General features: G+C 72.6%; 20 protein-coding genes. 4 read left to right on the plus strand and 16 right to left on the minus strand.

Features of this window, described 5'->3' with window-relative positions:
* Positions 1 to 4: 4 nt before the first annotated feature.
* From ACGFNH_RS15220 to ACGFNH_RS15235, 4 genes are all read right to left on the minus strand, one after another.
* Positions 5 to 1,171 carry a thiolase domain-containing protein gene (locus ACGFNH_RS15220; RefSeq protein WP_393653718.1) on the minus strand — a complete coding sequence of 389 codons (1,167 nt, stop codon included), beginning with the start codon at positions 1,169 to 1,171 and terminating at the stop codon, positions 5 to 7.
* The gene (locus tag ACGFNH_RS15225) at positions 1,168 to 2,256 is read right to left on the minus strand and encodes a thiolase domain-containing protein (RefSeq protein WP_393653720.1); all 1,089 of its coding nucleotides are present in this window, start codon (positions 2,254 to 2,256) and stop codon (positions 1,168 to 1,170) included. Before ACGFNH_RS15225 ends, ACGFNH_RS15220 begins: the two co-directional genes overlap by 4 nt.
* Positions 2,253 to 3,239, minus strand: coding sequence for a Zn-ribbon domain-containing OB-fold protein (locus ACGFNH_RS15230; protein WP_393653722.1), 987 nt, complete (start codon positions 3,237 to 3,239; stop codon positions 2,253 to 2,255). Before ACGFNH_RS15230 ends, ACGFNH_RS15225 begins: the two co-directional genes overlap by 4 nt.
* A 374-nt stretch (positions 3,240 to 3,613) precedes the next feature.
* A complete protein-coding gene (locus tag ACGFNH_RS15235; RefSeq protein WP_393653724.1) occupies positions 3,614 to 4,414 on the minus strand; it encodes a crotonase/enoyl-CoA hydratase family protein in 801 nt (266 codons plus the stop codon).
* 208 nt (positions 4,415 to 4,622) lie between these two features.
* Between ACGFNH_RS15235 and ACGFNH_RS15240 the strand changes: the two genes are divergently transcribed.
* The gene (locus ACGFNH_RS15240) at positions 4,623 to 6,293 is read left to right on the plus strand and encodes an acyl-CoA synthetase (protein WP_393653726.1); all 1,671 of its coding nucleotides are present in this window, start codon (positions 4,623 to 4,625) and stop codon (positions 6,291 to 6,293) included.
* A gap of 212 nt (positions 6,294 to 6,505) precedes the next feature.
* Here the strand turns inward: ACGFNH_RS15240 and ACGFNH_RS15245 are convergent, their stop codons facing one another.
* The 5 genes from ACGFNH_RS15245 to ACGFNH_RS15265 form a co-directional block, all read right to left on the minus strand.
* Positions 6,506 to 7,060 carry a type 1 glutamine amidotransferase domain-containing protein gene (locus ACGFNH_RS15245; protein WP_393653728.1) on the minus strand — a complete coding sequence of 185 codons (555 nt, stop codon included), beginning with the start codon at positions 7,058 to 7,060 and terminating at the stop codon, positions 6,506 to 6,508.
* 120 nt (positions 7,061 to 7,180) lie between these two features.
* Entirely contained in the window at positions 7,181 to 7,732 is a 552-nt protein-coding gene (locus ACGFNH_RS15250) for a VOC family protein (RefSeq protein ID WP_393653730.1), read from the minus strand.
* A gap of 285 nt (positions 7,733 to 8,017) precedes the next feature.
* Positions 8,018 to 9,520 carry an acyl-CoA synthetase gene (locus ACGFNH_RS15255; protein WP_393653732.1) on the minus strand — a complete coding sequence of 501 codons (1,503 nt, stop codon included), beginning with the start codon at positions 9,518 to 9,520 and terminating at the stop codon, positions 8,018 to 8,020.
* Between the two features lie 106 nt (positions 9,521 to 9,626).
* Positions 9,627 to 11,177 (minus strand): acyl-CoA synthetase, encoded by a 1,551-nt coding sequence (locus tag ACGFNH_RS15260; protein ID WP_393653734.1) that lies wholly within the window; start codon positions 11,175 to 11,177, stop codon positions 9,627 to 9,629.
* A 74-nt stretch (positions 11,178 to 11,251) separates the two neighbouring features.
* On the minus strand, positions 11,252 to 12,358 hold the full coding sequence (locus ACGFNH_RS15265) for an NAD(P)H-dependent flavin oxidoreductase (protein WP_393653736.1): 1,107 nt from the start codon (positions 12,356 to 12,358) through the stop codon (positions 11,252 to 11,254).
* A 146-nt stretch (positions 12,359 to 12,504) separates the two neighbouring features.
* Here ACGFNH_RS15265 and ACGFNH_RS15270 point away from each other — a divergent pair, with 146 nt between their 5' ends.
* Positions 12,505 to 14,274 carry a serine hydrolase gene (locus tag ACGFNH_RS15270; protein ID WP_393653738.1) on the plus strand — a complete coding sequence of 590 codons (1,770 nt, stop codon included), beginning with the start codon at positions 12,505 to 12,507 and terminating at the stop codon, positions 14,272 to 14,274.
* A 148-nt stretch (positions 14,275 to 14,422) separates the two neighbouring features.
* Here the strand turns inward: ACGFNH_RS15270 and ACGFNH_RS15275 are convergent, their stop codons facing one another.
* The 7 genes from ACGFNH_RS15275 to ACGFNH_RS15305 all read right to left on the minus strand — a co-directional run bounded on the left by ACGFNH_RS15275 (position 14,423) and on the right by ACGFNH_RS15305 (position 23,783).
* Positions 14,423 to 15,979, minus strand: coding sequence for a phytoene desaturase family protein (locus ACGFNH_RS15275; RefSeq protein WP_393653740.1), 1,557 nt, complete (start codon positions 15,977 to 15,979; stop codon positions 14,423 to 14,425).
* Positions 15,980 to 16,217: 238 nt separating this feature from the next.
* Positions 16,218 to 18,938, minus strand: coding sequence for a tetratricopeptide repeat protein (locus ACGFNH_RS15280; protein ID WP_393653742.1), 2,721 nt, complete (start codon positions 18,936 to 18,938; stop codon positions 16,218 to 16,220).
* Between the two features lie 22 nt (positions 18,939 to 18,960).
* Complete coding sequence (locus ACGFNH_RS15285; RefSeq protein WP_393654467.1) at positions 18,961 to 19,797, minus strand: oxygenase MpaB family protein; 837 nt, start codon at positions 19,795 to 19,797, stop codon at positions 18,961 to 18,963.
* A 96-nt stretch (positions 19,798 to 19,893) separates the two neighbouring features.
* The gene (locus ACGFNH_RS15290) at positions 19,894 to 21,072 is read right to left on the minus strand and encodes an acyl-CoA dehydrogenase family protein (protein ID WP_393653743.1); all 1,179 of its coding nucleotides are present in this window, start codon (positions 21,070 to 21,072) and stop codon (positions 19,894 to 19,896) included.
* 261 nt (positions 21,073 to 21,333) lie between these two features.
* Positions 21,334 to 22,077: a polysaccharide deacetylase family protein gene (locus ACGFNH_RS15295; RefSeq protein WP_393653745.1), complete on the minus strand. Its 744-nt coding sequence runs from the start codon at positions 22,075 to 22,077 to the stop codon at positions 21,334 to 21,336.
* Positions 22,071 to 22,946, minus strand: coding sequence for a DMT family transporter (locus ACGFNH_RS15300; RefSeq protein ID WP_393653747.1), 876 nt, complete (start codon positions 22,944 to 22,946; stop codon positions 22,071 to 22,073). Before ACGFNH_RS15300 ends, ACGFNH_RS15295 begins: the two co-directional genes overlap by 7 nt.
* Before the next feature lie 51 nt (positions 22,947 to 22,997).
* Entirely contained in the window at positions 22,998 to 23,783 is a 786-nt protein-coding gene (locus ACGFNH_RS15305; RefSeq protein ID WP_393653749.1) for an SDR family NAD(P)-dependent oxidoreductase, read from the minus strand.
* A gap of 194 nt (positions 23,784 to 23,977) precedes the next feature.
* Here ACGFNH_RS15305 and ACGFNH_RS15310 point away from each other — a divergent pair, with 194 nt between their 5' ends.
* Entirely contained in the window at positions 23,978 to 25,141 is a 1,164-nt protein-coding gene (locus tag ACGFNH_RS15310; protein WP_393653751.1) for a galactosyldiacylglycerol synthase, read from the plus strand.
* Between the two features lie 41 nt (positions 25,142 to 25,182).
* Positions 25,183 to 26,763: an alpha-amylase family glycosyl hydrolase gene (locus ACGFNH_RS15315; protein ID WP_393653753.1), complete on the plus strand. Its 1,581-nt coding sequence runs from the start codon at positions 25,183 to 25,185 to the stop codon at positions 26,761 to 26,763.
* Positions 26,764 to 26,800: the final 37 nt, after the last annotated feature.

The raw sequence follows: 26,800 nt of genomic DNA on the forward strand, positions 1-26,800 counted from the left end.
GGCATTACGCGCCAGGGGGTTCGGAGCCGACCAGCCACATCGAGAAGAACTGCGAGCCACCGCCGTACGCGTGGCCGAGCGCCCGCCGCGCGCCGTCCACCTGGTGCTCCCCCGCCCGGCCGCGGACCTGAAGTGCCGCCTCGGCGAACCGGATCATCCCCGATGCGCCGATGGGGTTGGTGGACAGAACTCCGCCCGAAGGGTTGACGGGGAGATCGCCGTCGAATTCGGTGGCCCCCGATTCGGTGAGCTTCCATCCCTCGCCCTCCTCCGCGAAGCCCAGGTTCTCCAGCCACATGGGCTCGTACCAGGAGAACGGCACGTACATCTCGACGGCGTCGATCTCCCGGCGCGGATCGGTGATGCCGGACTGCCGGTAGACATCGGCGGCGCAGTCCTTGCCCGCCTGCGGGGAGACGAAGTCCTTGCCCGCGAACATCGTCGGCTCGCTGCGCATGGCGCCGCCGTGCACCCATGCGGGCGGGTACGGGGCGCGCGCTGCGCCCTCCCGTCCGGTGAGGACCATCGCGCAGGCGCCGTCGGAGGACGGGCAGGTCTCGGAGTAGCGGATGGGATCCCAGAGCATCGGCGAGGACTGCACCTTCTCCAGGGTGATGTCGTGCTCGTGGAGGTGGGCGTAGGGGTTCTTGAGAGCGTTGCGGCGGTCCTTGTACGCGACGAGCGAGCCGACGGTGTCGGGTGCTCCGGTGCGCCGCATGTACGCCCGTACGTGCGGCGCGAAGAAGCCGCCCGCGCCGGCCAGCAGCGGTTGCTGGAACGGGATCGGCAGGGAGAGGCCCCACATGGCGTTGGACTCGGACTGCTTCTCGAACGCACACGTGAGGACGGTCCCGTGGACGCGGGCGGCGACCAGGCCGGCGGCGACGAGCGCGGTGGAGCCGCCGACCGAACCGGCCGTGTGGACGCGGAGCATGGGCTTGCCCACCGCTCCGAGCGCGTCCGCGAGATAGAGCTCGGGCATCATCACGCCCTCGAAGAAGTCGGGCGCCTTGCCGATGACGACGGCGTCGATGTCGGCCCACGTCAACCGGGCGTCCTCCAGGGCGCGTACGGCCGCTTCGCGTACGAGTCCGGCGATGGAGACGTCGCGGCGCGCGGCGACGTGCTCGGTCTGGCCGATTCCGACGACGGCGACGGGCTCCTTGCTCATGCCGGATCCCCTTCCAGGACGGCGACCAGGTTCTGCTGGAGGCAGGGGCCGGAGGTGGCGTGCCCGAGGGCGCGGTCGGAGGCTCCGCGGTGGATGCGGGCGGCGGCCTCGCCGAGCCGGATCAACCCGGCGGCCATGACGGGGTTGGCGGCCAGCGCCCCGCCCGAGGGGTTGACGTCGACGCTGTCGTCGAGCCACAGCGCCTTGCGCAGCACGACTTCCTGCGAGGTGAAGGGGGCGTGCAACTCGGCCGTGTCCACGGGGCGTTCGAAGGCGCCGGCCCGCTCGGCCGCGAGCCGGGTCGACGGCGAGTCGGTGAGATCCCGTACGCCGAGGCTGTGGGCCTCGATGCGGTGGTCCATGCCGCGGATCCAGGCCGGACGGGGGCACAGCCTGCGCGCGGTGTCCCCCGCGGCCAGGACGACGGCGGCCGCGCCGTCACCGACCGGTGGCACGTCGTGGCGGCGCAGAGGCTGCACGAGGTAGTCGCCGCCCAGGAGTTGACCGGGGTCGTCCGAGCCGCCGCGGAGTTGGGCGTACGGATTGTCCGCGGCGGCGGCGCGGCTGCGCGAGGCGACCCCGGCGAGCGCCCGTTCGTCCGTCTCCCCCGCGTCGATGAGCGCCTGTGCCTGCAGCGCGGCGAGGGAGACGGCGTCGGGCCACAGCGGGGCCAGGTAGTACGGGTCGAGCTGGCGGGTCATCACATCGCGGACGCGTCCGGGCGAGGACTTGCCGTAGGAGTAGACGAGCGCCGTCTCCGCGTCGCCCGTGAGGAGTTTGACCCAGGCCTCGTACAGAGCCCAGGCTCCGTCCATCTCGACATGGGACTCGGCTATCGGCGGCCAGGCGCCCACGCCGTCCAGGGCCATGGTGAAGGAGAACGCCCGGCCCGCCAGGTAGTCGCTGGAGCCGGAGCAGGTGAAGTCGATCTCGCCTGCCTTGAGCCCGACCTGGCCGAGGACGTCCTCGAGGACCGGGATCAGCATCTCGACCTCCGAGACCTCGGCCGAGTCGGCCCGGTGGCGGGTCTGGGCGAAGGCGACGATCGCGACGCCCCGGCCGTCGTCGCTGGAGTCCGGTGTCACAGCAGCTCCTTGTACGTGTCGTAGTCCGCGTCGGGCTCGCCGGTGGGCCGGTAGTGGTCGGGGTAGCGACCGCCCTCGGCCCAGACGGGTTCGACGCGCAGGCCCATGCGGACCTGGTCGTACGGGATGCCGCCGATACGGCCGTGGAGCGCGAGGTCGGCGCCGTCGAGGGCGATGTGGGCGTAGACGTAGGGCACGTCGATGTCGAGGTTCCTGGCCTTGATGTTGACGATGCAGAAGGTGGTGACCGTGCCGCGGGGCCCGCAGTCGACCTGTTCGCCGGTGGCCACGCCGCAGGTGGGGCAGGCCCCGCGCGGGGGCACGTAGACCTTGCGGCAGGAGGGGCAGCGCTCGCCGGTCATGCGGCGCTCGGTGAGGGCGGCGAGGTAGCGGGTCTGGGCGCGGCCGGGCGAGTAGCTGTACTCCAGCCGGGCGGGGGCGACGATGCCGGTGACGGGATCGTCGAACTCGCCGCTGTGCGGGACGGCTCGGCGCTCAGGACCGCCGTCGTGCTCGTCCTCGCGGGGTCCGTCCTCGTACGGCTCGAAGCAGGCGATGTCGGTGATGGAGCCCGTCCGCTCGGCGGCCCACCGGACGCGGACGCGCAGCCCGGTCCGTACGGCTTCGGGCCCGGGTGCGTCGAGCGCGTGAAGCAGGGCGGTGTCGGCTCCGTCGAGGCGGACGAGGACCCAGGCGAAGGGCGTGGCGAGCGGCTGGTACGGACGGGGGGCGGGGTTCCAGGCCCAGGTGGTGACGGTGCCGGTCGCGCCGACCTCGACGAGTTCGCGGAGCTCGGCGGCGGTGGCCGGGTCGTACTCCACGGGCGGTACGAGCACCTGACCGTCGCCGGTCCGGACGCCGAGGACGGTGCGCTCGCGCAGCCCGGTGAGGAAGGCGCTCTGGACCGGCCCGAGGGAGCGCGTGAAGGGGAATTCCACGACCAGGGGCGCGCGGAGCACCTCCGGTGCGGGGGTGGATGTCATGAGTCTCTCTCCTCCGTCGGGGGGTCGGCGGTTCTCCGCGGCGGGACGTTGTCGCGGGTTCGGCTCGAAGTGCGCGGCGGGGCACGGCGGTTGCCAAGCCGTGCTCGCCAAGCCGTGCTCGCCTTGCCGGACTGTGCGTGCCGGACTGTGCTCGCGTCGGCGGGCTGTGCGCGCGTCGCGGAACTGTGCTCGCGTCGCCGCCCGGCTGCGACCGGTCGGTGTCCTCTCCTCCGCGCCCCACCCGCCGGGGTCCGCCGGACGAATTCGGCCGCGCGATGCGCCCGGCGTCCGGCCGTCGCCCGGCATCCACCGGTCGCCGGGCTTTTGCCGGGCTCGCCGGAGCCGGACGACCGCCGGGCGCTTCCGCTGCCCGGCTAGGCGCGCCGGAAGTCGGGCCTGCGCTTCTCGGCGAAGGCCCGGGAACCCTCCTTCGCGTCGGCCGTGTCGAAGACGGGCCAGCCGCAGGCGAGTTCGCGCTTCAGCCCCTCCTCCTCGGTGCAGTCGGCGGTCTCGTACACGCTGGCCTTGATGGCCTCGACGGCGAGCGGGCCGTTGGCGTTGATGAGTTCGGCGGTCTCCAGGGCTTTCTCCAGGGCCGTGCCGTCGGGGACGACATGACCGATCAGCCCGATGCGCTGTGCCTCGGTGGCGCTGTACGGGCGCCCGGTGAGCAGCATCTCCAGCGCGTGCGTGCGCGGGATCTGGCGTGGCAGGCGGACGGTGGAACCGCCGATGGGGAAGAGTCCGCGGCGTACTTCGTAGAGGCCGAAGATGGCGCTCTCGCCCGCGATGCGGATGTCGGTGCCCTGGAGGATCTCGGTGCCGCCCGCGACGCAGTGGCCCTCGACGGCCGCGATGACCGGCTTCCGCGGCCGGTGGTGCCGGAGCATCGCCTTCCAGTGCAGGTCGGGGTCGGCCTTCATCCGGTCCCGGTATTCCTGCCCTTCCATCCCGTTGCCCGCGAGGGCCTTGAGGTCCATGCCGGCGCAGAAGGCCCCGCCGGAACCGGTGAGGACGACCGACCGGACGGTGTCGTCCGCGTCGGCCTCCAGCCATCCGTCGTAGAGACCCACCAGCATCGGCAGGGAAAGCGCGTTCTTCGCCTCCGGCCGATCGAGGGTGAGCACCAGGGTTGCGCCTTCGCGTCGCACGGTCAGGTGCGCGGTCCCGCTCATGACAGTCCTCCCGTCTCGAGACCTAGAACAGGTTGCAGGAGGCGGAGAGGCACTTCAAGAGTTTTCTGACTGCCAGTCAGATTTCTTCGGCGGCGGTCTTCCCACCTGTGCCCGCTGACGCTCTAATGACCGCCCAAGGGGGCCCGTGACCGCACTCCGGGCGACACCTCGGTCCGCTGAAGGCCCCACGACGGGATCAGGAGGAACGGTGGAGTTCAACCTTGCCGACCTGTTCGAGTCGATCGTCGACGTGGTCCCGGACCGCGAAGCACTGGTGTACGTCGACCATCCCGGTACCGGCGCCGAGCGCCGTCTGACGTACGCCGGACTCGACGCGGCGGCCAACCGGCTGGCCCACCACCTCGCGGACAGCGGCATCGGGCCGGGCGAACACGTCGGCCTGTACCTCTACAACGGCGTCGAGTACCTCCAGACCGTCCTCGCATGCCTCAAGATCCGCGCCGTCCCGGTCAACGTGAACTACCGGTACGTGGAGGAGGAACTGGCCTACCTCTACCGGGACGCCGACCTGGCCGCACTGGTCTTCGATGCCGAGTTCACCGGGCGGGTGGCGGGCGCCCTGCGCCACACGACCGTGCTCCGCCACCTCGTCAGGGTGGGCGCGCCGGACGCCGGTGCCACCGATGCAGCCGGTGCCACCGACGCCGCCGCCCCCGACGACGCTCCCCGACTCCCCGTCGCGCCGGTCGAGTTCACCGACGCGGAGGCGTCCGGCTCTCCCGGGCGCGGCTTCGGACCGCGCTCCGCCGACGACCAGTTCATCATCTACACCGGCGGCACCACCGGCATGCCCAAGGGTGTGATGTGGCGTCAGGAGGACTTGTTCTTCGCGGGGATGGGCGGCGGTGCACCGACCGGTGTGCCGGTCTCCCGGCCCGAGGAACTGGCGGAGCGCGTGGCCGGAAGCGGCGAGGGCATCGTCTTCTTCCCCACCCCGCCGCTGATGCACGGCACCTCGACGCTGACCGCGTTCATCGGCTTCCACTTCGGGCAGAAGGTCGTCCTGCACCGCAAGTTCGCACCGGCGGAGGTGCTGCGCACCGTCGAGCGCGAGAAGGTCTCCAGCATGTCGCTGGTCGGGGACGCGATGCTGCGGCCGCTGGTGGACGCGCTGGAAGGGCCGTTGAAGGGGACGGACACCTCGTCGCTGTTCAGCGTCAGCAGCTCGGGCGCGGTCCTGTCGGAGACGATACGGAACCGCTTCCGCGAACTCGTGCCGCACGCCGTACTGCTCAACAACTTCGGCTCCTCCGAGTCCGGCTTCAACGGCACGGCGACGGACGACGCGGGGCCGGCCACCGGCTTCCGGGTGCAGGTCAACGACCGTACGACCGTGGTGGATCCGGTCACGCTGAAGCCCGCAGCGGTGGGCGAGCCGGGCCGGGTGGCCCAGTGCGGCCACGTACCGCTCGGGTACTACAACGACCTGGTGAAGACCGCCGAGACCTTCTTCGAGCGGGACGGTACGCGGTGGGTGCTTCTGGGCGACATGGCGACGGTGGACGCGAACGGGGTCGTGACCGTGCTCGGCCGGGGCTCGCAGTGCATCAACACCGGGGGCGAGAAGGTCTATCCGGAGGAGGTCGAACAGGCCCTCAAGGCGCATCCGGACGTGTACGACGCCCTCGTGACGGGCGTACCGGACGGGACCTGGGGCAACCGGGTGTCGGCCGTGGTGCAGATGCGCGAGGGCGCGGCGAAGCCGACCCTCCAGGAGATCCAGGAGCACTGCAGGCCCCGGCTGGCGGGGTACAAGATCCCGCGCGGTCTGGTCGTCGCCCCGCTCATCCAGCGCTCCCCCAGCGGCAAGGCGGACTACCGGTGGGCGCGGACGGTGGCGGCCGACGGCGGGGTGTGAGTCCGTGGCGGCGCCCCGCCCACGGGTGCGTACCCAACGGCCTGGTACGGGAGGCCCGTTGGCGACGCGACGTCCGAGCCTCGACGCCCCAAGCCCCGAACCTCCCGCAGTGCCGACCTTCCTCGGTGCGGCACCAACGGGGCCGACTCGCCCCGAAGCTGACGAGCCGTCCGCTCTTTCGGGGAGCGGACGGCTCGGGGATCCGGAGGGGTTCAGCCCTGCGACGCGGACGCGGTCACGGGAAACTCCGTCACCACGGTGTCGTTGAACGCCTTGAGATCGGCCGGCTTGCGGCTGGTGATCAGGGTGTTGGGGCCCTCGCGGCAGATGTGCACCTGCTCGTCGACCCACAGGCCGCCCGCGTTCCGGATGTCGGTCTGCACGCTCGGCCACGACGTGAGGGTGCGGCCGCCGACGACGTCCGCCTCGACGAGCGTCCACGGTGCGTGGCAGATCGCCGCCACCGGCTTGCCGGCGTCGAAGAAGCTCTTGACGAAGGCCACGGCCCGTCCGTCCATCCGCAGGGAGTCCGGGTTGGCCACACCGCCTGGCAGGACGAGTCCGTCGTACTCCTCCGCCGAGGTGTCGGTGACGGTCTTGTCCACGGGGAAGCTGTCGGCCTTGTCGAGATGGTCGAACGCCTGGATCTTGCCGGCCTTGGTGGACACCAGCTCCGGCGTGCCTCCCGCGTCGCGTACGGCCTGCCACGGTTCGGTGAGCTCCACCTGTTCGACGCCCTCGGGGGCCACGAGGAAAGCTACCTTCACGATCTTCACGTCCTCTCGGCAGGTCCTTTCGGCCCTTGGCTCGTGCTGGTCCTGCACCGCTCGACTGCCCGGCTGAAGGGGGACGAAACGGGCCGCTGCCGGAGGGACGACCGTGTGCGGTCAGGCGCGCGCCCCGGGTGACGCCTCAAGGCCCTCGCCCAGGATCGGGTGCCCGTTGAAGACGCCGAGCCGCTCCCGGTAGAGCTCGATGGGCACGCTGTTCGGGTCGTGCAGATAGAGGCTGTCGTCCACGCCCCGGTCCGGGCCCGCGTACGGGATGCCCGCCGCGTCGAGCGCCTGGCGCGCGGTGTCGAACTGCGCGTCGCCCACCGAGATCGCCAGATGCTGGATCCCGCCGACGGTCTCGGCGAAGGGCGGGTGGTCATGGCCGGGGAAGTCGAAGAACCCGAGCAGATTCCCGTGCCCGATGTCGAAGAAGAAGTGCGTGGAACCGCGGTAGTCGCGGTTCTCCACGATCTCGACGAGCGGGAAGCCGAGGAACTCCTGGTGGAAGCGGATGGTCTCCTCGACGTCGCGGCAGATGAACGCGACGTGATGGACGCCGAGCGCCGTGGTCTCCCGCCGTTCCCGGCCCTCACGGAGATACCGGGCCCGGAGCTCCTCGCGGCGCACTCGTACGGCCTCCAGTGCGGCTCCCTCGAGCTGGGGCATTCCTGCACACCTCCATAACGGTGATTGCATCCTCAACCATCATCCTCCGCGATCTCCGCGCAAACGGCGAGAGGGCCTCGGGCGGGGCGCGGATCGGGCCGGGCCCGATCGGGCGGGGTCGAGCCGGGCCGGGCGAGGCGGGTCGAGGACCGTACGAGGCGAGGGCACACCGCGTACGGCTCGGCTGCCCTTGGGGGAATGGCATGGTCACACCGCGTCTGGCGGCGGGGTTCGGATGACGGGTCCGGTGAGCGGTAAATGCAGGAACGGGCTCAGGAAGCGGGCTCAGGAAGCGGTGAAACGCTCCCGCAGCTCGCGCTTGAGGATCTTCCCGCTGGCATTCCGCGGCAGTTCGTCGACCAGGAAGACCTGCTTGGGCGCCTTGAAGTGGGCGAGCCGCTCCCGCGCATGGTCGAGCAGATCCTGTGGCTCGACCTCACCGCGCGCGACGACGACGGCCGTGACCGCCTCGATCCACCGTGCGTCGGCGAGACCGATGACGGCCACCTCGGCGACCGCCGGGTGTTCGTACAGCACGTCCTCCACCTGGCGGGACGCGACCAGCACTCCGCCGGAGTTGATCACGTCCTTCACACGGTCGACGACGGTGAAGTAGCCCTCGGCGTCGCGTACGACGAGGTCACCGGAGTGGAACCAGCCGCCCCGGAACGCCTCTTCCGTCTCCTCCGGCTTGCCCCAGTAGCCCTCGCAGAGCTGCGGCGAGCGGTAGACGACCTCGCCGGGGGTGCCATCGGGCACCTCCCGCCCCTCCTCGTCGACGACACGTGCCTCCACGAACAGCACCGGCCGGCCGCAGGAGTCCATCCGCCCCGCGTGCTCGTCCGGGCCGAGAACGGTCGCGAGCGGGCCGATCTCGCTCTGTCCGAAGCAGTTGTAGAACGCCAGGCCGGGCAGGCGCCCGCGGAGCCGCTCCAGGACGGGTACGGGCATGATCGAGGCGCCGTAGTACGCCTTGCGCAGTGCCGTCAGATCCCGGTCGGCGAACCCCGGATGCTCGGCGAGCCCGATCCAGACGGTGGGCGGGGCGAAGAGGCTGTCCGCGCGCCCGGACTCCACGAGGTCGAAGATCCGCTCCGCGTCCGGGGCGTCGAGGATCGTGTTCTCCGCACCGACCGCGAGGCACGGCAGCAGGAACACATGCATCTGCGCGGAGTGGTACAGCGGCAGCGCGTGGACCGGGCGGTCCGTCTCCTTCAGGTCGAGCGCGGTGATGGCGCTGACGTACTCGTGGACCAGCGCACGGTGCGTCATCATCGCGCCCTTGGGCAGTGCGGTGGTGCCCGAGGTGTAGAGGAGCTGGACGAGTTGCTCGGCCGCCGGATCGGCGTCCCCCTCGCCGGCGCCGGCGCCGCCGAGCCGCGCGAGCAGCGACTCGTCCGTGTCGCGCAACGCCAGGACGGCGAACGGCTCCGGGACCTCCTTGCGCATGCCGGGGTCGGCGAGCACCAGCGAACTCCCCGACTGCTCCAGGATGTAGCGCAGATCCTCGCCCCTGAGGTGGTGGTTGACGGGCACGTGCACCAGCCCCGCGCGGGCGCAGCCGAGGAAGCCGATCAGATACGCGTCGGAGTTGTGCCCGTACGAGGCGACCCGGTCGCCGGGCCGGAGCCCCTGGTCGCGCAGGACGGTGGCCGCCGCGGAGACGGCCGCGTCGAGTTCGCCGTACGTCCAGGTGCGAGGGCCGTACCGCACGGCGGTGCGCTCGGGCACCCGCCGTGCGCTGCGCCGCAGTACCCCGTCCACCGTGCTGCTCCGTGCACCGGTCATGGCGTGATCCTGTTCGTCCGCACCGCCCGGGTCAAGACGCCTGGCCCGGGCGTGCGCGACGAGGGACCGGCCACGACCGGGCCGCGGGTGTGGTGATGACGGGGCGTCACACAGCGCGTTCGCGGCCCTCCCAGTACGGTTCGCGCAGCCGCCGCTTGTAGAGCTTGCCGTTGGGGTCGCGCGGCATCGCCTCGGTGAAGTCCACGGACCGGGGGCGCTTGTAGCCGGCGAGCCGTTCCGCGCAGTGGTCGAGTACGGCCTCGGCGAGCGCGGGTCCCGCGGTGTGGCCCTCGGCGGGTTCGACGACCGCCTTGACCTCCTCGCCCCAGTCGTCGTGCGGGATGCCGAAGGCGGCGGCGTCCGCGACGGCGGGATGGCTGAGGAGGACGGACTCGATCTCCGCCGGATAGATGTTGACCCCGCCGGAGATGATCATGTCGATCTTGCGGTCCCGGAGGTAGAGATAGCCGTCATCGTCCAGGAATCCGAGGTCGCCGACGGTGAAGAAGTCGCCGATGCGGTTCTTCCGGGTCTTGTCCTGGTCCTTGTGATAGCTGAAGCCGCCGGTGCTCATCTTCATGTAGACGGTGCCGAGTTCGCCGGGCGGCAGCCGGTTGCCGTCGTCGTCGAAGACGGCCAGTTCGCTGATCGGCCATGCCCTGCCGACGGTTCCCGGTTTCTTCAGCCAGTCCTCTGCGGTCGCGAAAGCGCCCCCGCCCTCGCTCGCCGCGTAGTACTCCTCGACGCAGTGGCCCCACCACTCGATCATGGCGCGTTTGACGTGGTCGGGGCAGGGGGCGGCGCCGTGGACGGCGTGCCGCATGGCCGATACGTCGTAGCGCGCCCTGACCTCCTCGGGCAGGGCGAGGAGGCGGTGGAACTGGGTCGGCACCATGTGCGTGTGCGTGCAGCGGTGACGGTCCATCAGCCACAGCATGCCCTCCGGCGTCCACTTGTCCATCAGGACGACCCGGTGGCCTATGTGCAGAGAAGCACCGGCGAATTGGAGGACGGCGGTGTGGTAGAGCGGCGAGCAGACGAGATGGACGTTGTCGTCGAAGGGCCGGATGCCGAAGATGCCGAGGAAGCCACCGAGGTAGGTCTCCTCCGGTGGCTTGCCCTGGAGCGGTCTGCGGATGCCGCGCGGCCGGCCCGTGGTGCCGGACGTGTAGTTCATGACCCAGCCGAGGGTGCGCTCATCGGGCGGGGTCGCGCGACGCCCGGCGAGCAGGTACTCGTACGGCCTGAAGCCGTCGATGGCGCCGACCGCGTAGCGCTGCTCCAGCGGCAGGCCCGCCTCATCGGCCGCCCGCCTGGCCTGCTCGCCGAACCGCTCGTGGGCGATCAGCACCTTTGCCCCGGAGTCGGCGACGATCCAGGCGATCTCGGGACCGACGAGATGGTGGTTGACCGGCACGAGGTAGAAACCGGCCTGGGAGGCGGCGAGATGGGCGGTGAAGAACTCCACGCCGTTGGGGAGGACGACGGCGAAGGCGTCCCCCTTGCGGAGCCCGGCCGCGCGCAGCCCGTGCACGAGCCGGTTGCACGCCGCGTGCAGCCGGCCGGCGGTCCACTCCTCGCCGTCGGGGGCGATGAGGACCGTACGGTCCGGGTCCTGGGCCGCCTGGGCCCAGAATCCGTTGGGGGCTTCCGACATGGCTCGGGTCTCCTTCCGGGGAGGACCGGGGCTGATGGAAACGGAGAAGGCTGAGACAGGGAACTGACGGAAAGTCAGGAAGCCCGTCCGGCGATGCGGTTGATGCGGTCGACCGCCCGCTCGAAACCCCGGGTGAGGTCGTCGACGACGGCCTGCACGCTGCGCTCGGAGGTCATCGAGCCGACGATCTGGCCGACCGGCGTCCCGAGCAGCGGCCCCACCTCGTACTTCTGGATACGGGACACGGCCTCGGCGACCAGGAGCCCCTGGAGCGGCATCGGCAGCGTGCCGGGTCCGGCCGGGTCGTCCCAGGCGTCCGTCCACTCCGTGCGCAACTGGCGCGCGGGCTTGCCCGTGAGGGCGCGGGAGCGGACGGTGTCGCCGGAGCCCGCCGCGAGGAGCTTGCGCGTGAGCGCCGGTGAGTGGAGGTCGGCCTCCTCGGTGGTGAGCCAGAGGGAACCGAGCCAGACGCCCTGGGCGCCGAGCGCGAATCCGGCGGCGATCTGCTCGCCGCTCCCGATGCCGCCCGCGGCCAGTACGGGCAGCGGATCCACGGCGCGTACGACCTCGGGGACGAGGACCATGGAGGCGATCTCGCCGGTGTGTCCGCCGGCTTCGTAGCCCTGGGCGACGACGATGTCGATCCCTGCCTCGGCATGGCGCCGGGCGTGCTTGGCGCTGCCCGCCAGCGCGGCGACGAGGATGTCGCGGTCGTGGGCGCGGGCGATGACGTCGGCGGGGGGTGAGCCGAGGGCGTTGGCGAGGAGGCGCACCGGATAGTCGAAGGCCACGTCGAGCTGGGAGCGGGCGACCTGCTCCATCCAGCCGGTGATGCGCCACCCGGACGCCTCGCCGACCGCGAGCTCGGGGACGCCGTGCTTGGCGAGGAGGTCCTGGACGTAGGCGCGGTGGCCTTCGGGGATCATTGCCTCGACGTCTGCCTCGGTCACCCCCTCGACCTTTCTGGCGGGCATGACGACATCCAGCCCGTACGGCCTGCCGTCGGTGTGGTCCTGCATCCAGTCGAGGTCGCGTGCCAGGTCGCCGGGCGCGGCGTAGCGGACGGCGCCGAGGACGCCGAAGCCGCCCGCGCGGGAAAGCGCCGCGGCCACTGCGGGGAACGGTGTGAACCCGAAGAGGGCGTGCTCCGCACCCAGTTTCCTGCTCAGCTCCGTCTCCATGGGCGCAGGATGCCGCAGCGGGCCGGACGAGGGAAGAGATTTTCTGATGCTGCGTCAGATTCGTTGCGCTCCTTGACAGGGCCACGGCTCGGGAAGAAAGTTTCGACGTCGCACCGACGGATCGAAAGATACTTTCAGGAGGTCCTGTGAAACGGCGTCAGTTCGGAGCCGGTGTGCTGGCGCTCGGCGGAGCCTTCGTGCTGGCCTCTCCGCCCGCACACGCCACCTCCGCCCCGCACGCCCGCTCCCGTACGTCCCGGGCGCACACCACCCTCCGCCGGGGCACCCCCACACGCGCCGGACTCCTGGAGCAGCACCTCGGGCAGCTGGTCACCGACGCCCGTACGTACCTGGGTCCGTCGCCCACCCACCCGTACTACGCGGGCGCGGCCGTGCTCGCGGGCCGCGGCGGCACGGTGGCTCTGGAGGACGCCATCGGGCACGCGCTGCGGTACTCCCGGTACGACGAGGCCAGCGACGCCGGTGTGGAACTCCCGGCCGCCGAGCGGATCCCCATGGCCCCGGACACCGTCTTCGACCTCGCCTCCGTCTCCAAGCTCTTCACCTCGATCCTGGCCGTCCAGCAGATCGAGCGCGGGGAGCTGAAGCTGGAGGCCACCGTCGCCTCGTACCTCCCCGAGTTCGGCGCCGCGGGCAAGGAGGACATCACGATCCGTCAGCTCCTCACCCACACCTCGGGGTTCAGGCCGGATCTGCCGTTCTACGCCCGGCCCACCTGGGAGGAGAAGCTGCGGCTGCTCTGGAACGAGGCGCCGCTCAACCCCCCGGGCACCAAGTACCTCTACTCGGACCTCAATCTGATCTCCCTCCAGTTCGTCCTGGAGCGGATCACCGGCCGGCCGCTGGACGTCCTGCTGCGCGAGGACATCACCCGCCCGCTCGGGATGACCTCGACCCGCTACAACCCGCCCGGCGACTGGAAGCCGCGGATCGCCGCCACCGAGGACCAGCGCAAGCCATGGGCACGGCTGGATCGCGGGCTGGTGTGGGGCGAGGTCCACGACGAGAACGCCTGGTCCTTCGGCGGAATCGCCGGGCACGCGGGCGTCTTCTCCTGCGCCTGGGACCTCGCGGTGCTGTGCCGCACGCTGCTGAACGGCGGCGCGTACGGCCACACGCGCATTCTGGAACCCGAGTCGGTGGAGCTGATGTTCACCGACTTCAACACCGGCTTCCCCGGCGACGAGCACGGGCTCGGCTTCGAGCTCTACCAGCACTGGTACATGGGCGCGATGGCCACCCCCCGTACGGCCGGGCACACCGGCTTCACGGGGACCTCCATCGTGCTCGACCCGAGCACCGACTCCTTCCTGGTGCTCCTCTCCAACTCCGTTCACCCGTGCCGCACCTGGCGCTCGGGCAGCGCACCGCGTGTCGCCGCGGCGAACAACATGGCGCGCGCCGTGCCCGTACCACCCGCTCACGGACGGACCGCCTGGTTCTCCGGGATGGCGAGCGGCCGCTCCGCCACGCTCGCCCTTCCGCCCGTCACGGTCACCCGCGCGAGCGCACGGCTGCGGTTCTCGCTCCGGTGGGACACCGAGCCCGCGGCCGACCGGCTGTTCCTCGAGGCGTCCACGGACGGCGGGGACGGCTGGGAGCGTGTGCCGTTCGGCACGGCGGCCCCCGGCAGTTCACCGGTGCAGCACCCGGACGGCACGGTCGCCGGCTGGTCCGGACGCGTCTGGCACCGGGCCCAGGCCGACCTGTCGGCCTGGCGCGGCAGGCCGGTGACCCTGCGCTGGCGGTACGCCACCGATGGGCTGTACGTGGGCCGCGGCGTGTACGCCGACGGGATCCGGGTCGAGGACGGCGCACGCACCCTCTTCGACGACGGGCGGCCGGCGGACGCCTCCCGCATCGCGCTGTCGGGCTGGTCCGCGGCGCGGAACTGATCCGGCGGCAGGACGTGGACTTGTTCGTCCGGTGACCCAACTCCAGCCTGAACAGCCCGACTTCATCAAGGCCCACCATCGGTTTTCAGCAGTCCGGTGGGGGCGGGTGTGCGACCCACGTGCGGGACCGCACACCCGTTGTCGGCCGCTACTCCCCCAGCACCGCCATGGCCGCGTTGTGGCCCGGGATGCCGCTGACGCCTCCGCCGCGGACCGCGCCCGCACCGCACAGCAGAACGTTCGGGTGCGCGGTCTCGACGCCCCAACGACCCGTGGTCCCGGTCGCGTACGGGAAAGCGAGGTCGCGGTGGAAGATGTTGCCGCCGGGCAGCCCGAGGTCGCGTTCCAAATCCAGCGGGGTCTTGGCCTCGATGCACGGCCGGCCGTCGGCGTCGGTCGCCAGGCAGTCCGTGACCGGCTCGCCGAGGCAGGCGTCGAGTTGGGCGAGCGTGGACTTCAGCAGTTCCTCCCGTACGGCGTCGTTGTCGCGCTCGAACAGCCGGGCGGGCGTGTGCAGTCCGAAGAGGGTCAGGGTCTGATAGCCCTCGGCGACCAGCTCCGGGCCGAGGATCGACGGGTCGGACAACGAGTGGCAGTAGATCTCCGAGGGCGGGGCGGAGGGCAGCTCACCGGCCGCGGCCTGTGCGTACGCCGTCGCCAACTGCCCGTATCCCTCGGCGATATGAAAGGTCCCGGAGAAGGCGTCGCGCGGGTCGACCTCGCGGTCGCGCAGCCGGGGCAGCCGCTTCAGCAGCATGTTCACCTTCAGTTGCGCGCCCTCGGGCTTCGGCGTCCGCGCCTCCTCGCCGAGCAGCGCGGCGAGGGTGTGCGGGGCGGCGCCCACCAGGACGTGCCGGGCGGCCACCGTGCCCTCGCCGTCGGCGGTGCGGTAGGAGACCTCCGCGCTGCCGCCGTCGGTGGCGATCGCGGTGGCCTCGTGGCCGGTGACGATCTCGGCGCCCGCGGCCCGGGCCGCGCCGGCGAGGGCGTCGGTGAGCGCGCCCATGCCGCCGACGGGGACGTTCCAGTCGCCGGTCCCTCCGCCGATCACGTGGTAGAGGAAGCAGCGGTTCTGGCGCAGACTCTCGTCGTGCGCGTCGGCGAACGTACCGATCAGCGCGTCGGTGAGGACGACGCCGCGCACGAGGTCGTCCTCGAACCTCTCCTCCAGCGCGACGCCGATCGGCTCCTCGAACAGCGCCTGCCAGGCCGCGTCGTCCCCGATCCGCCGGCGCAGTTCCTCGCGGTCCGGCAACGGCTCGGTGAGGGTGGGGAAGACGCGTCCGGCGAGCCGCAGGGTCATGTCGTAGAAGTCCTGCCAGGCACGGAACTCCCGGTCGGACCCGGTGAGACGGGTGAACGCCTCGCGGGTACGGGTCGTGCTCCCACTGTCCACCAGCAGCCCGGTCGCACGGCCGTCGCGCACGGCGGGGGTGTAGGAGGAGACGGTCCGTTCGGCGACCGAGAAGGTCAGGCCCAGGTCCCGCACGATCTTCTGCGGCAACAGGCTGACCAGGTAGGAGTAGCGGGACAGCCGGGCGTCGACCCCGGCGAAGGGGCGCGTGGACACGGCGGCGCCGCCGGTGTGGTCCAGCCGCTCGAGCACGAGCACGCTGCGCCCGGCACGGGCGAGGTAGGCGGCGGCGGTGAGGCCGTTGTGGCCACCGCCGATGATCACTGCGTCGTAGGTCTCCTTGGCAGGCATGCCTCTTCGTAACACGGCCCCCACCTCCTGCGCAGCGGTGCCTTCCGTCGCCGCCTGCGGACGATCGCCGCCGCTGTGCGCGCACGGAGCAGTACGAGACGGCGCCGGAGCCGTACGACGACGCGGGCCGGGCCGGGCAGCGACACCGGCCCGGTGCCGTACGACCGGTCCTGGCCGTACGACCGGTCCTGGCCGTACGAGCTGTGCCGGCGCGTACGACCCGTGCTGTCCGGTCCCGTCAACGGCCGCGCGGGGGGCGCTGCCTGCGGAGGTCCGCGACGCGCAGGAGGAGTGCGTCGGCCTCCTCCGAGCGACCGAGCTGCTCCAGGCAGTGGGCCTCGTCGTTGCGGCTGGTCAGGGTGTCGGGGTGGTCCGCTCCGAGGACCCGCTCACGCGCCCGGGACACCTCGCTGTAGACGGCCAGCGCCTCCGGCCAGCGGCCCAGCCTCCCGAGGCCGACGGCCACCTCGCGGCGGCTGGCGAGCGTGTCGGGATGGTCCGGGCCGAGGGCCTCGGCGCGGATCTCGCCCACCGCCCGCGCCTCGGCGACGGCCTCCTCCCAGCGCTCCAGGCGCCCCAGGTTGACCCCGAGGACGTGCCGGGTGCGCAGTGTCTCGGGGTCGGCCGCCCCCTGCGTGCGGGTGCGGTCCTCCACCAGGTCGCGGCAGAGGGCGAGCGCCTCCTCGCTGCGGCCGAGCCGCCCGAGGCTGATACCGACCTCGTAGCGGGCGGCGAGGGTGTCGGCGTGGTCGGGGCCCAGGGCCTCGACCCGGGCCGCGGCGACCTCGCTGTAGGCGTCGAGGGCTTCCTGCCAGCGGCCCAGCAGGCCGAGGGCGTAGGCGACTTCGCACCGGGTGACGAGCGTGTCCGGATGGTGCTGGCCGAGTACGCGGGCGCGGTCCGCGGCCACGTCGCGGGCCATCGCGTAGGAGTCCTCGAGCCGTCCGACGCGGCCGAGGTTGAAGGCGAGGTTGTGGCGGCAGCGGAGGGTGTCGGGGTGGTCGGCGCCCATGGTCCGTTCCCGCACGGCGAGTACGGCCCTGTAGATCTGGTGGGCCTCGAAGGGGCGGTCGAGCAGGCCGAGGACGTACGCGGTCTCCTGGCGGGCGGCGAGCGTGTCGGGGTGCTCCGGTCCCAGCACCCGCTCGCGCCCCTCGGCCACGCGGCCGAACTCGCGGAGCGCGTCGGCGGCGCGGCCGAGCCGGGTGAGGGTGAAGCCGACTTCGTAGCGGCTGGCGAGGGTGTCCGGGTGGTCGGGGCCGAGCGCGTGCGCCCGGTCGACGGCGACCGAGCGGTGCACCTCGCCCGCTTCCTCCCAACGGCCCAGGCGGCCGAGGTCGAGCCCGGCGTCGTGCCGCTCGGCGAGGGCGGAGAGCAGTTCCGGCGGCGGGGCGGGCCGGTCCTCGGCCGGTGCCGGCTCCCGGGACCGGTACGGGTCAGGGCGGGCGATCCACTCACCGGTGAGCGCCGCGGCCACGGGGTCGGGGCGGACGGCGGACGTGGCCGGGTGGGAGTGTGCCCGGGATCCGGTGGTCATGGAGCGGGCCCAACCGGGCAGCCCGTGCGAGTCCGCGGCGTGGGCGGCCCGTGCGGCGCGTGCGACGCGCAGCGTGGGCGACTCGCCGCGGAGCGCCCGGGCGGCTTCGGAGCCTGCGGCGGGGCGGGGCACGTGCGCGGATGCGGCACTGGGGGACGCCGCGCCACCGGCCCCGTGAGATGCGGTGCCCGGACCGTGGGATGCGATGCCCGGACCGTGGGGTGCGCCACCGGACCCGTGAGATGCGGTGCCGGAACCGTGGGGTGCGGTACCCGGACGGTGTGGCGACGTGCCCGGACCGTGAGGTGCCGTACCGGGGTTCAGGGACGCGGCACCGGAAGCCGGAACCCTGACTTCCGGCCCGGAGCCTGCCTCGTCCGCCGCACCCCCGCCGCCGGCCCGGCCGGCGGCGAGCGAGCCGGGGGCGGGAGGCCACACCGTCGGGGCCGCCGCACCGCCGTACTGCCAGGCCCCGGCATCCGCGCCCCGCACAGCACCCGGCCCGGCGTCCAGCCCCGCTCCCGCGTCCAGCCCCGCGCCCGCGTCCCGTCCCGCCCCCGCGTACCGCGCGGCTTCGCGGGCCGCCGCGATCCGTACGGCGATCTCCTCGGCGTCCCGCGGGCGGTCCTCGGGGTCCTTGGCAAGCAGGTCGAGCACCACCCGCTCCAGGAACTCGGGGAGTTCGGGCCGGTGGGTGCGCGGCGGCTCGGCCGGGGTGTCGCGGTGCCCGATGAGGATGGCCCAGGCGTCCCCGAGGTCGAAGGGCGGGGCACCGGTGGCGATTTCGTACAGCACGCAGCCCAGCGAGTAGAGGTCGCTGCGATGGTCGACGCCGCCGTCGCCGATCTGCTCGGGCGACATGTAGTGCGGGGTACCCATGGCGATGCCGGTGCCGGTCAGCCGGGCGGTGAAGCCGATGTCGTGGCCGAGGCGGGCGATGCCGAAGTCGCAGATCTTCACCGTGCCGTCGGTCAGCCGCATGATGTTGGCGGGCTTGAGGTCCCGGTGGACGATGCCCTGGCGGTGCGTGTAGGCGAGGGCGGCGGCGATCTGCTCGGCGACCTCCACGATGTCGGCGACGGGCAGCGGTTTGCTGTCGTTGTCCCGCAGGAGCTGGCTGAGGTTGCGGCCCTCCAGCAGCTCCATCACCAGATAGAGCACACCGTCGTGCTCGCCGAAGTCGTGGACGACGGTGATCCCGCGGTGCTGAAGCGCCGCGGCGGCCCGCGCCTCCCGCCGGAACCGCTCCCGCAGCGCCCGCACCGTGGGCTGGTCGTGCTGGCGGCCCACCGGCTTGAGGCACTTGACGGCCACGCGGCGGCCGAGGGCCTCGTCGACCGCGCCCCACACCTCGCCCATGCCGCCGCGCCCGATCCGGTCCAGCAGCCGGTAGCGGCCGTTGATCAGACTGGATTCCCCCATCGCCTGCTGTCGCCCCCGTCCGTCAATTCGGCCCGCCTCCCGGTTCGTCCAGTATGGCTGCCCGCTCGCGCAGCCTGTAGGGCGACGGGCGGGTGCCGGGGCCGAGGCGGTCCATGGCCCGGAGAATGTGGCGGGGCGGCAGCCTCCATCGCAGCTCGTCGGGCACGGTGCGCAGCATGCTCCGCGCGGCACGCAACCGCCTGGTGACGGTCGCAGGCGGGGGCGCGGGACGGCCGTAGAGGCGGTGGGCGTACGGCGGCAGAGCGGCGTACGCGAGAGCCGCGACGCGCCGCCAGAGCACCTCGCGCGCCGGGACGAGCAGCGGTGCGACGGGCGGGCGGCGGAGGAAGGCGTCCACGTCGTACGCCTCCGGCCCCGCCGCCAATTCGGACCGTACCGACGCGAAGTACGCGGCCATGCTCGCGGTGTCGCCGGGGACCGCGGCCGGGTCGAGGCCGACGAGACGGGCGGCCGAACGCTGCTCGTGCACATACGCGTCGGCCTGGCGGTCGGTCAGCGGGATGCCGGACCGGCGGGCCACCTGGAGGTAGGAGTCGATCTCCGCGCAGTGCACCCACAGGAGCAGCTCCGGCTCGTCCACGCCGTAGCGCTCGCCGGTGTCCGGGTCCGTCGCAAAGAGATGCCGGTGGATGGCGCGGACCCGGGCACCGGCCTTCTCGGCGGCCTCGGTGGTGCCGTACGTGATGGTGCCGACGAAGTTCGCGGTGCGCAGCAGACGGCCCCACGCGTCCTGCCGGAAGTCGGAGTTCTGGGTGACGCCGCGGACGGCGCGCGGGTGCAGCGCCTGAAGGTAGAGCGCCCGGACTCCGGCGATCCACATCACCGGGTCGCCGTGCATCTGCCAGGTCACCGACTCGGGGCCGAACAGGCCCGGATCCACGTCACGCACTGCCTCACCTCCCGGCAACAAGGCTAGGCGTCGCCCGCCGGGCAGTCAGCGGCGCACCCGGGGCATGCCGAGGCCGATCCAGGAGATGATCTCGCGCTGGATCTCGTTGTTGCCGCCGCCGAAGGTGAAGATCACGGCGCTGCGGTAACCACGCTCCAGCTCGCCGTGGAGCACCGCTCCTGCCGAGCCCTCCTTCAGCGGCGCCGCCGCGCCCACGATCTCCATGAGCCAGGCGTACGCGTCCCGTCGCGCCTCCGAGCCGTAGACCTTGACGGCGGAGGCGTCCTGCGGAGTGAGCGCGCCGCGCTGAAGGGCGTCCACCATCTGCCAGTTGAGGAGTCTCATCGCGTCGAGTCGGGCGTGCGTACGGGCGAGGCGGCCGCGGACCCAGCCGAGATCGATGACGCGGCGCCCGTCGGCGAGCTTGGTGTCGGCCGCCCAGCGCTGGACGTTGTGCAGCGCGCGGATCGCCATGGTGCCGTGGGCGGCGAGGGTGACGCGCTCGTGGTTGAGCTGGGTGGTGATGAGCCGCCAGCCCTTGTTCTCCTCGCCGACGCGACGGCCGACGGGGACGCGGATGTCCTCGTAGTAGCTGGCGGTGGTGTCGTGGGAGGCGAGGGTGTTGATGCGGGTGCAGGTGTAGCCGGGGTCGGTGGTCGGCACGAGCATGATGGAGATGCCCTTGTGGGGCGGGGCCTCCGGGTCGGTGCGGACGGCGAGCCATACCCAGTCGGCCGTGTCGCCGTTGGTGGTCCAGATCTTCTGTCCGTTGACGACGTAGGTGTCCCCCTCCCGTACGGCCCGGGTCTTGAGGGAGGCGAGGTCGGTGCCGGCGTCGGGCTCGCTGTAGCCGATGGCGAAGTCGATCTCGCCGGAGAGGATGCGGGGCAGGAAGTACGCCTTCTGCTCCTCGGTGCCGAACTGCATGATGGTGGGCCCGACGGTGTTCAACGCCATCAGGGGCAGCGGCACGCCCGCCTGAGCCGCCTCGTCGAAGAAGATGAACTGTTCCATCGGCGTCATGCCGTGGCCCCCGTACTCGGTGGGCCAGCCGACGCCGAGCCGGCCGTCGGCGCCGAGACGGCGGATGATCTGCCGGTAGAAGCGCTTCTGGTCGGCGGGGTCGGCGTAGCGGGCGTAGGCGTTCTCCGGTACCAGCTCGGCGAAGTAGGCGCGCAGCTCGGCGCGCAACTGCTGCTGCTCGGGCGTGTATTCGAGGTGCACGGCCCCTCCTGGGAGTCTCGCTGTCCTTCGCTGTCCCTGCGGCGGCGCACAGACTAGAACTCGTTTCACTAATCCGGAAGGGACAGAGCGGTGACGGAGCCGTGCCATGAGCCGTACGGGACACGGATGTCGGCGCGGAGAGGCGGCGCTGTACGGGTCGCGCACGGCCCGAACGGACAGGCTCGCGGGCACGGACGGACAGGCCGCGGCTGGAACGGACGGGCCCGCTGCACGAACCAACAGAGCCTGTGCGGGCCGCGCCTACGCCGCCCTTCCCGCCTGGAGCCCGTGTTCGCCCAGCGGCCCGACCGTCATCCCCCGCTCCCGGCAGACCGCGACCAGCATCGGCAGGGCGCCGAGCGCCGCCCGCCACGACTCCGGCGCGCTCACCCGGTCCGAGTCGTGCAGCAGGACCGTCCCCCCGCCCCGCAGGGTTCCCGCCACCTCGGACAGGACGCTGCCGGGGTCGGCCTGCGCCGTCCAGTCATGCCCCCAGGCGGACCACAGCACCGGCTGCAGCCCGGCGCGGCGGGCCGCGGTCCAGCGGCCTCCGGTGAGGATGCCGTACGGCGGCCGGTACCACAGGGGCCGCTCGCCGCCGACCTTCAGCACGGTGTCCGCGGCGCGCGGCAGGTCGTGCAGATCGCGGCGGAGCCGGGGGTACCAGGGCCACTCGTGTCGCCATCCGTGCACGGCGAGTTCATGCCCCTCCGCCACGATGCGCCGGCCGAGATCGGCGTACCGCTGGAGCTCCGCGCCGAGGACGAAGAACGTGGCCCGTACGGAGAGCCGGTCCAGCTCGCGCAGAAACCGGGGTGTGCTGAGCGGGTCGGGACCGTCGTCGAAGGTGAGCGCCACATGGCCGGGGTCGCCCTGCCCGTCCAGCGCCGGGCTCAGCGTCCGGCGCACCGCGGGGATCCAGGTGGCCGCGGGGCCGATGTGCCAGCCGGCCGTGGCCAGGGCGGCGCCGGCCGCAAGCCCGGCCGCGGTACGCGCTGTCACCACATCTGCTCCTCGTTCTCTCCGGAGATCACCGGCGACCTGGCCAGTTGGACGCTGCCCAGGACGAGCACGGCGAGAGCCACCGCCTCCGGCAGTATCCGCAGGCCGAGAACGATGTGCTCGTCGAAGAGCACGATGCCGAGGATGACGCTGAGGAGCGCGTCACCGAGCGTGAGGGCGGGCTGCGAGGCCACCAGCGTGCCCGCGCGCAGGGTCAACTGGAGCAGGAGGAAGCTGCCCAGCCCGACGGCCGCCACCGAGTACGTCTGCCAGCTCGTCAGGAAGTCGCTCACGCCGCCGTCGGCCAGGATTCCGATGGCGTCCTTCATCAGGGCCGCTGTGCACGAGAAGCCGATGGCCGTCGCCGTACCGAAGACCGTGGCGCGTGGCGCCGACCGCAGCCGCGACCCCACCGCCATCAGTGCGGCGACCACGACGAGTACGCCCGCGGCCACGGGCACCCATCGTCCGTCCGGCACCGTGGAGACGCCCTTGGACGGTTCGGCCAGGCGCATGAACGCGGCGAGCCCGGCCGCCATGGCGAAGAACGCCCACCAGGTGCGCCGGTCTGGCCGGTGGTGGAAGACGGCACTGCCCACGACGAGGGTGAAGAGCAGTTCCGTGGTCATGACGGGCTGCACCACGGCCAGCGGCCCGGTGGCCAGGGCGCCAGCCTGGCAGACGCCGGAGAGGACGAGGGCGGCCACGCCCCAGAGCCAGACGGGCCGGTGGAGGAGGCCGACGAGCCAGGCGGCCCGCCGCGCGGAGGGCGGTGGCTTCTCCTCGGCCGCCGCGCGGCGCTGGAGCACGGAGGCGAGGGCGTTGCCGAGCGCGGCCAGCAGCGCCAGGACGATCGACAGTGCCGCCGTCACGCCGTGGACCTCGCACCGTCCACGGTGTCCCGGCCGCCGCCCGGCGCCACCTCAGCCGAAGCGCTTCGCCAGCGCACGGAACACGCCCGGGGCCGCACCCTGCATCCGCGCCGGCCAGCCCAGCCACGACGGGACGAACGCCTCCTCCCGGCCGGAGACCAGCGCCTGCAGGACGGCGTCGGCCACGCGGTCCGCGGATACGGGCCGCGGCCGCGTGCGGTGGTACGGCACGCCGCGACGGCTGAAGAAGGGTGTGTCCACGGCTCCCGGCATGATCATCGAAACCCCCACATCCGTGTGCCCGAGCTCGTAGCGCAGGCTCTCGGCGAAAGCGATCAGACCGCCCTTCGCGGCGGCGTACACCGCCTCGTCCCGCACGCCCACACACCCGGCCATGGAGCCGATCAGCACCACCCGGCCGGTACCCCGGGACGCCATGCCCGGCAGCAGGAGTCGAACGAGGTGGACCACCGCCGACAGGTTGACCGACAGCACCCGGTCGACGGCCTCGGCGGGCATCGTGGTGAAGGGCCCGGCCCAGCCGATGCCCGCGGCCGCGACCAGCGCGTCGACCCGGCCGGCGTGCTCCAGCGCCTCCTCCACGAGGCGTTCGCGGCCGACCGGATCGGCGACGTCGGCGGCCAGCGCGGTGCCGTCCGTCCGTTTGGCGACCGCCGCCAGACGGTCCTGGTCTCGCCCGTTGAGCAGCAGCCGCCAGCCGCCCTCCGCGGCGAGCCGCTCGGCGGCCGCGGCCCCGATCCCGGAGGAGGCCCCCGTGATCAGCGCGACCGGTCGCTCAGCGCCGAACGAGGCATGGCGCCGGGGCCTGTGGGCCATCGCGGTCCTCCGGAATCTGAAGAAGCTGCGCTCCCAGGATCCTGGCTCCCGGCCCGGCCCGCCTCTCCACAGCCTCCGGGCCAATCACCCGAAAGGCGCGATTCGCCCCAGCGCCCACGCGGCATGCAGCCCTTCGGCACACCAGCCCCGGCGGCCATGCCCCGGCCCCGGCCCGCCTCGACCCCTGGAGTCTCATGGAGCGGCGTTTCGTGGTACTCAGCGCGAGCATGGGCGCGGGGCACGACGCGGTGGCCCGCGAACTGGCGCGGCGGCTGCGGACCCTGGGCCATGACGTTCTGGTGCAGGACGTCCTCGCGCTGCTGCCGCCCGGCGCCGGTCCCGCCCTCCGCTCGTTCTACCGCGCCTCGGTCCGCCACGCGCCGCGGCTGTACGCGGGGATCTACGCGACGTTCCTGGCCCCGGGGGCCGGCCCGCGGCCCGGCAGTTCGCCGCTCGCCGCACTGGCGGAACGACGGCTGGCGGAGGTCGTCCGGCGCCGGCGGGCCGATGCCGTGGTGTCCACCTTCCACCTGGCGGCGCAGATCACCGGGAGGATGCGGGAGCGCGGAACCCTCGACGTCCCCAGCACGGTCGTCGTCATCGACTTCGCCGTCCACCGGGGATGGCTGCACCCGGGCAACGACCTGCATCTCTGCGTCACCGAGGCCGCGGCCGGGGCCGCGCGCCGGGCGACCGGCCGCCCCGCCACCGCGGCGGGACCCGTCGTCCCCCCGCAGTTCTCCATGGCGGCCGGCAGTCCGTCCGGTCCGTGGCGGACCACGTTCGCCCGCCGTGCTCCCGGCCGCGCTCCCGTGCTGCTTTCCACGGGTGCGTGGGGCGTCGGCCCGGGACTGCGGTCCACCGCGCAGGCCCTGGCCCAGGGCGGGTTCCTGCCCGTGCTGCTGTGCGGGCGGGACGAGCGGCTGCGGCACCGGGCGGCCTCGCTGGACGGGGTGCTGGCGCTGGGCTGGGTGCGCGACATGCCCGGCCTGATGTCCGCCTGCCGGGTCCTCGTCGACAACGCGGCGGGCCAGACCGCCGTACAGGCCCTGGCCGCCGGGCTCCCGGTGGTCGGCCACCGCCCCATCCCGGGCCACGGCGCGGAGGGCGTACGGGAGATGGCGGCGGCGGGGCTCTCCGCCTACGCCACGGAGCCGGACGACCTGCTCGCCGAGGTCGGGCGGCTCGCTCAGGACGGTCCGGAGCGAAGCCGGCGCATCGCCACGGGCAGGGCGGTCTTCACCGCGGACGCGGCCCGTCTCCTCGCGGATCTGACGGGCTCGCCGGGGGAGCTTCCGGGGCCCGGGGCCGTGCCGCCGGACGGGGTGCCGGCCCGGGACGGACACCCGCGTCCGTAAGCGCTTGCTGAGCCGCGGAGCAGCGTGGAAGCCTGCCCGCCATGACGACTCGCCCGATGCCGGCATGGCTGTCCGACGCGATCCTGTACCAGATCTATCCGCAGAGCTTCGCCGACTCCGACGGCGACGGCATCGGTGACCTCCCCGGCATCACCGAGCGGCTGGACCATCTCGCCTGGCTCGGCATCAATACGGTGTGGATCAACCCGTGCTTCGCCTCCCCGTTCCGCGACGGCGGCTACGACGTGGCGGACTACTTCACCGTCGACCCCCGCTACGGCACGAACGACGATCTGGTGCGGCTCGTGGACGCCGCGCGCCGCCGCGGCCTGCGCGTCCTGGTCGACCTCGTCCCCGGCCACACCTCCGACCGGCACCCGTGGTTCCTGGCCTCGGCCGAGGACGCGGACGACCACCGCTACATCTGGTCCGACCGGCGGGCCGACGGCTTCGTCCCCTCCCCGGGCAGCCGCCCCGGCTTCTACAAGCCGAACTTCTTCGACTGCCAGCCCGCCCTCAACTTCGGCTACGCCCGCACGGACCCGGCAGAGCCCTGGCGGCAGCCCGTCGACGCCGAAGGCCCCCGCGCCAACCGGGCCGCCCTGCGCGAGATCATGGGGTACTGGCTGGAGCGAGGTGTCTCCGGATTCCGTGTCGACATGGCCGCCTCGCTCGTCAAGGACGATCCGGGACTGGCCGAGACCTGCCGGCTGTGGGGCGGGATGCGCGACTGGATCGACCGGGCGCACCCGGACGCGGTGATGCTCTCGGAGTGGGGCGAGCCGCACCTGTCGGTCCCCGCGGGATTCCACGCCGACTTCTTCCTGCACTTCGTCGGCAGGTCGATGCGCTCGCTGTGGGACAACGGAAGCGGGATGTCCTCGGCCGGATGGGAGGACGGGCCCTGCTACTTCGACGCGGACGGCAGTGGCTCGATGACCGAGTTCCTGGAGGCGTGGCGTACGGCGCAGGAGGCCATCGGCGACCGCGGACACGGCGTACTCCCCACCGCCAACCACGACTTCAACCGGCTGGCCTGCGGCCCGCGCGCGCCGGAACAGCTCGGCGCCGCCTTCGCGTTCCTGCTCACCTGGCCGACCCTGCCCGCCATCTACTTCGGCGACGAGATCGGGATGCGTTTCCTCCCCGGGCTGCCCGACACCGAGGGCAGCACGCTCGAACCGACCAACAACCGCGCGGGGTCGCGTACGCCCATGCAGTGGGACGACTCCCCGAACGCGGGCTTCTCGGCCGCCCCCGCCGACCGGCTCTACCTGCCCCTCGACCCCGATCCCGCGCGGCCGACCGTGGCGGCGCAGCGGGCGGACGAGGGCTCCCTGCTCCACCTCGTACGGCGGCTGGTGGCGCTGCGCTCCTCCGTCCCCGCGCTCGGCAGCCGGGGCGGCACCGAGATCCTGGGCTCCGGCTACCCGCTGGTCTACCGGCGCGGCGACCGGCATCTGGTGGTCGTCAACCCGCGTCGTGATCCCGCCCGGCTCGACCTCGCCGGAGTCCGCGCCGGCCGGGTGCTCGAAGCCCGGGGCGTCGAGATCCGGGCGGACGGCGCGGGAGGCGCGAAGATCCGGGCGGACGGTTTCTCGTACGGGATCTTCGAGGAGTAGAGGAGCGGAGGAGTGGAGGAGCCGCGAAAGGCGACGC

The sequence above is a fragment of the Streptomyces sp. NPDC048639 genome (assembly GCF_043199075.1).
GTDB lineage: Bacteria > Actinomycetota > Actinomycetes > Streptomycetales > Streptomycetaceae > Streptomyces.

What these genes read in the sequence shown, in the direction of transcription:
- ACGFNH_RS15265 (WP_393653736.1), bottom strand. Translation starts at nt 12,358, where the DNA reads ATGGAGACGGAGCTGAGCAGGAAACTGGGTGCGGAGCACGCCCTCTTC.
- ACGFNH_RS15255 (WP_393653732.1), bottom strand. Translation starts at nt 9,520, where the DNA reads ATGACCGGTGCACGGAGCAGCACGGTGGACGGGGTACTGCGGCGCAGC.
- ACGFNH_RS15285 (WP_393654467.1), bottom strand. Translation starts at nt 19,797, where the DNA reads ATGCACGGCGACCCGGTGATGTGGATCGCCGGAGTCCGGGCGCTCTAC.
- ACGFNH_RS15280 (WP_393653742.1), bottom strand. Translation starts at nt 18,938, where the DNA reads ATGGGGGAATCCAGTCTGATCAACGGCCGCTACCGGCTGCTGGACCGG.
- ACGFNH_RS15315 (WP_393653753.1), top strand. Translation starts at nt 25,183, where the DNA reads ATGACGACTCGCCCGATGCCGGCATGGCTGTCCGACGCGATCCTGTAC.
- ACGFNH_RS15310 (WP_393653751.1), top strand. Translation starts at nt 23,978, where the DNA reads ATGGAGCGGCGTTTCGTGGTACTCAGCGCGAGCATGGGCGCGGGGCAC.
- ACGFNH_RS15275 (WP_393653740.1), bottom strand. Translation starts at nt 15,979, where the DNA reads ATGCCTGCCAAGGAGACCTACGACGCAGTGATCATCGGCGGTGGCCAC.
- ACGFNH_RS15235 (WP_393653724.1), bottom strand. Translation starts at nt 4,414, where the DNA reads ATGAGCGGGACCGCGCACCTGACCGTGCGACGCGAAGGCGCAACCCTG.
- ACGFNH_RS15250 (WP_393653730.1), bottom strand. Translation starts at nt 7,732, where the DNA reads ATGCCCCAGCTCGAGGGAGCCGCACTGGAGGCCGTACGAGTGCGCCGC.
- ACGFNH_RS15305 (WP_393653749.1), bottom strand. Translation starts at nt 23,783, where the DNA reads ATGGCCCACAGGCCCCGGCGCCATGCCTCGTTCGGCGCTGAGCGACCG.
- ACGFNH_RS15220 (WP_393653718.1), bottom strand. Translation starts at nt 1,171, where the DNA reads ATGAGCAAGGAGCCCGTCGCCGTCGTCGGAATCGGCCAGACCGAGCAC.
- ACGFNH_RS15260 (WP_393653734.1), bottom strand. Translation starts at nt 11,177, where the DNA reads ATGTCGGAAGCCCCCAACGGATTCTGGGCCCAGGCGGCCCAGGACCCG.
- ACGFNH_RS15230 (WP_393653722.1), bottom strand. Translation starts at nt 3,239, where the DNA reads ATGACATCCACCCCCGCACCGGAGGTGCTCCGCGCGCCCCTGGTCGTG.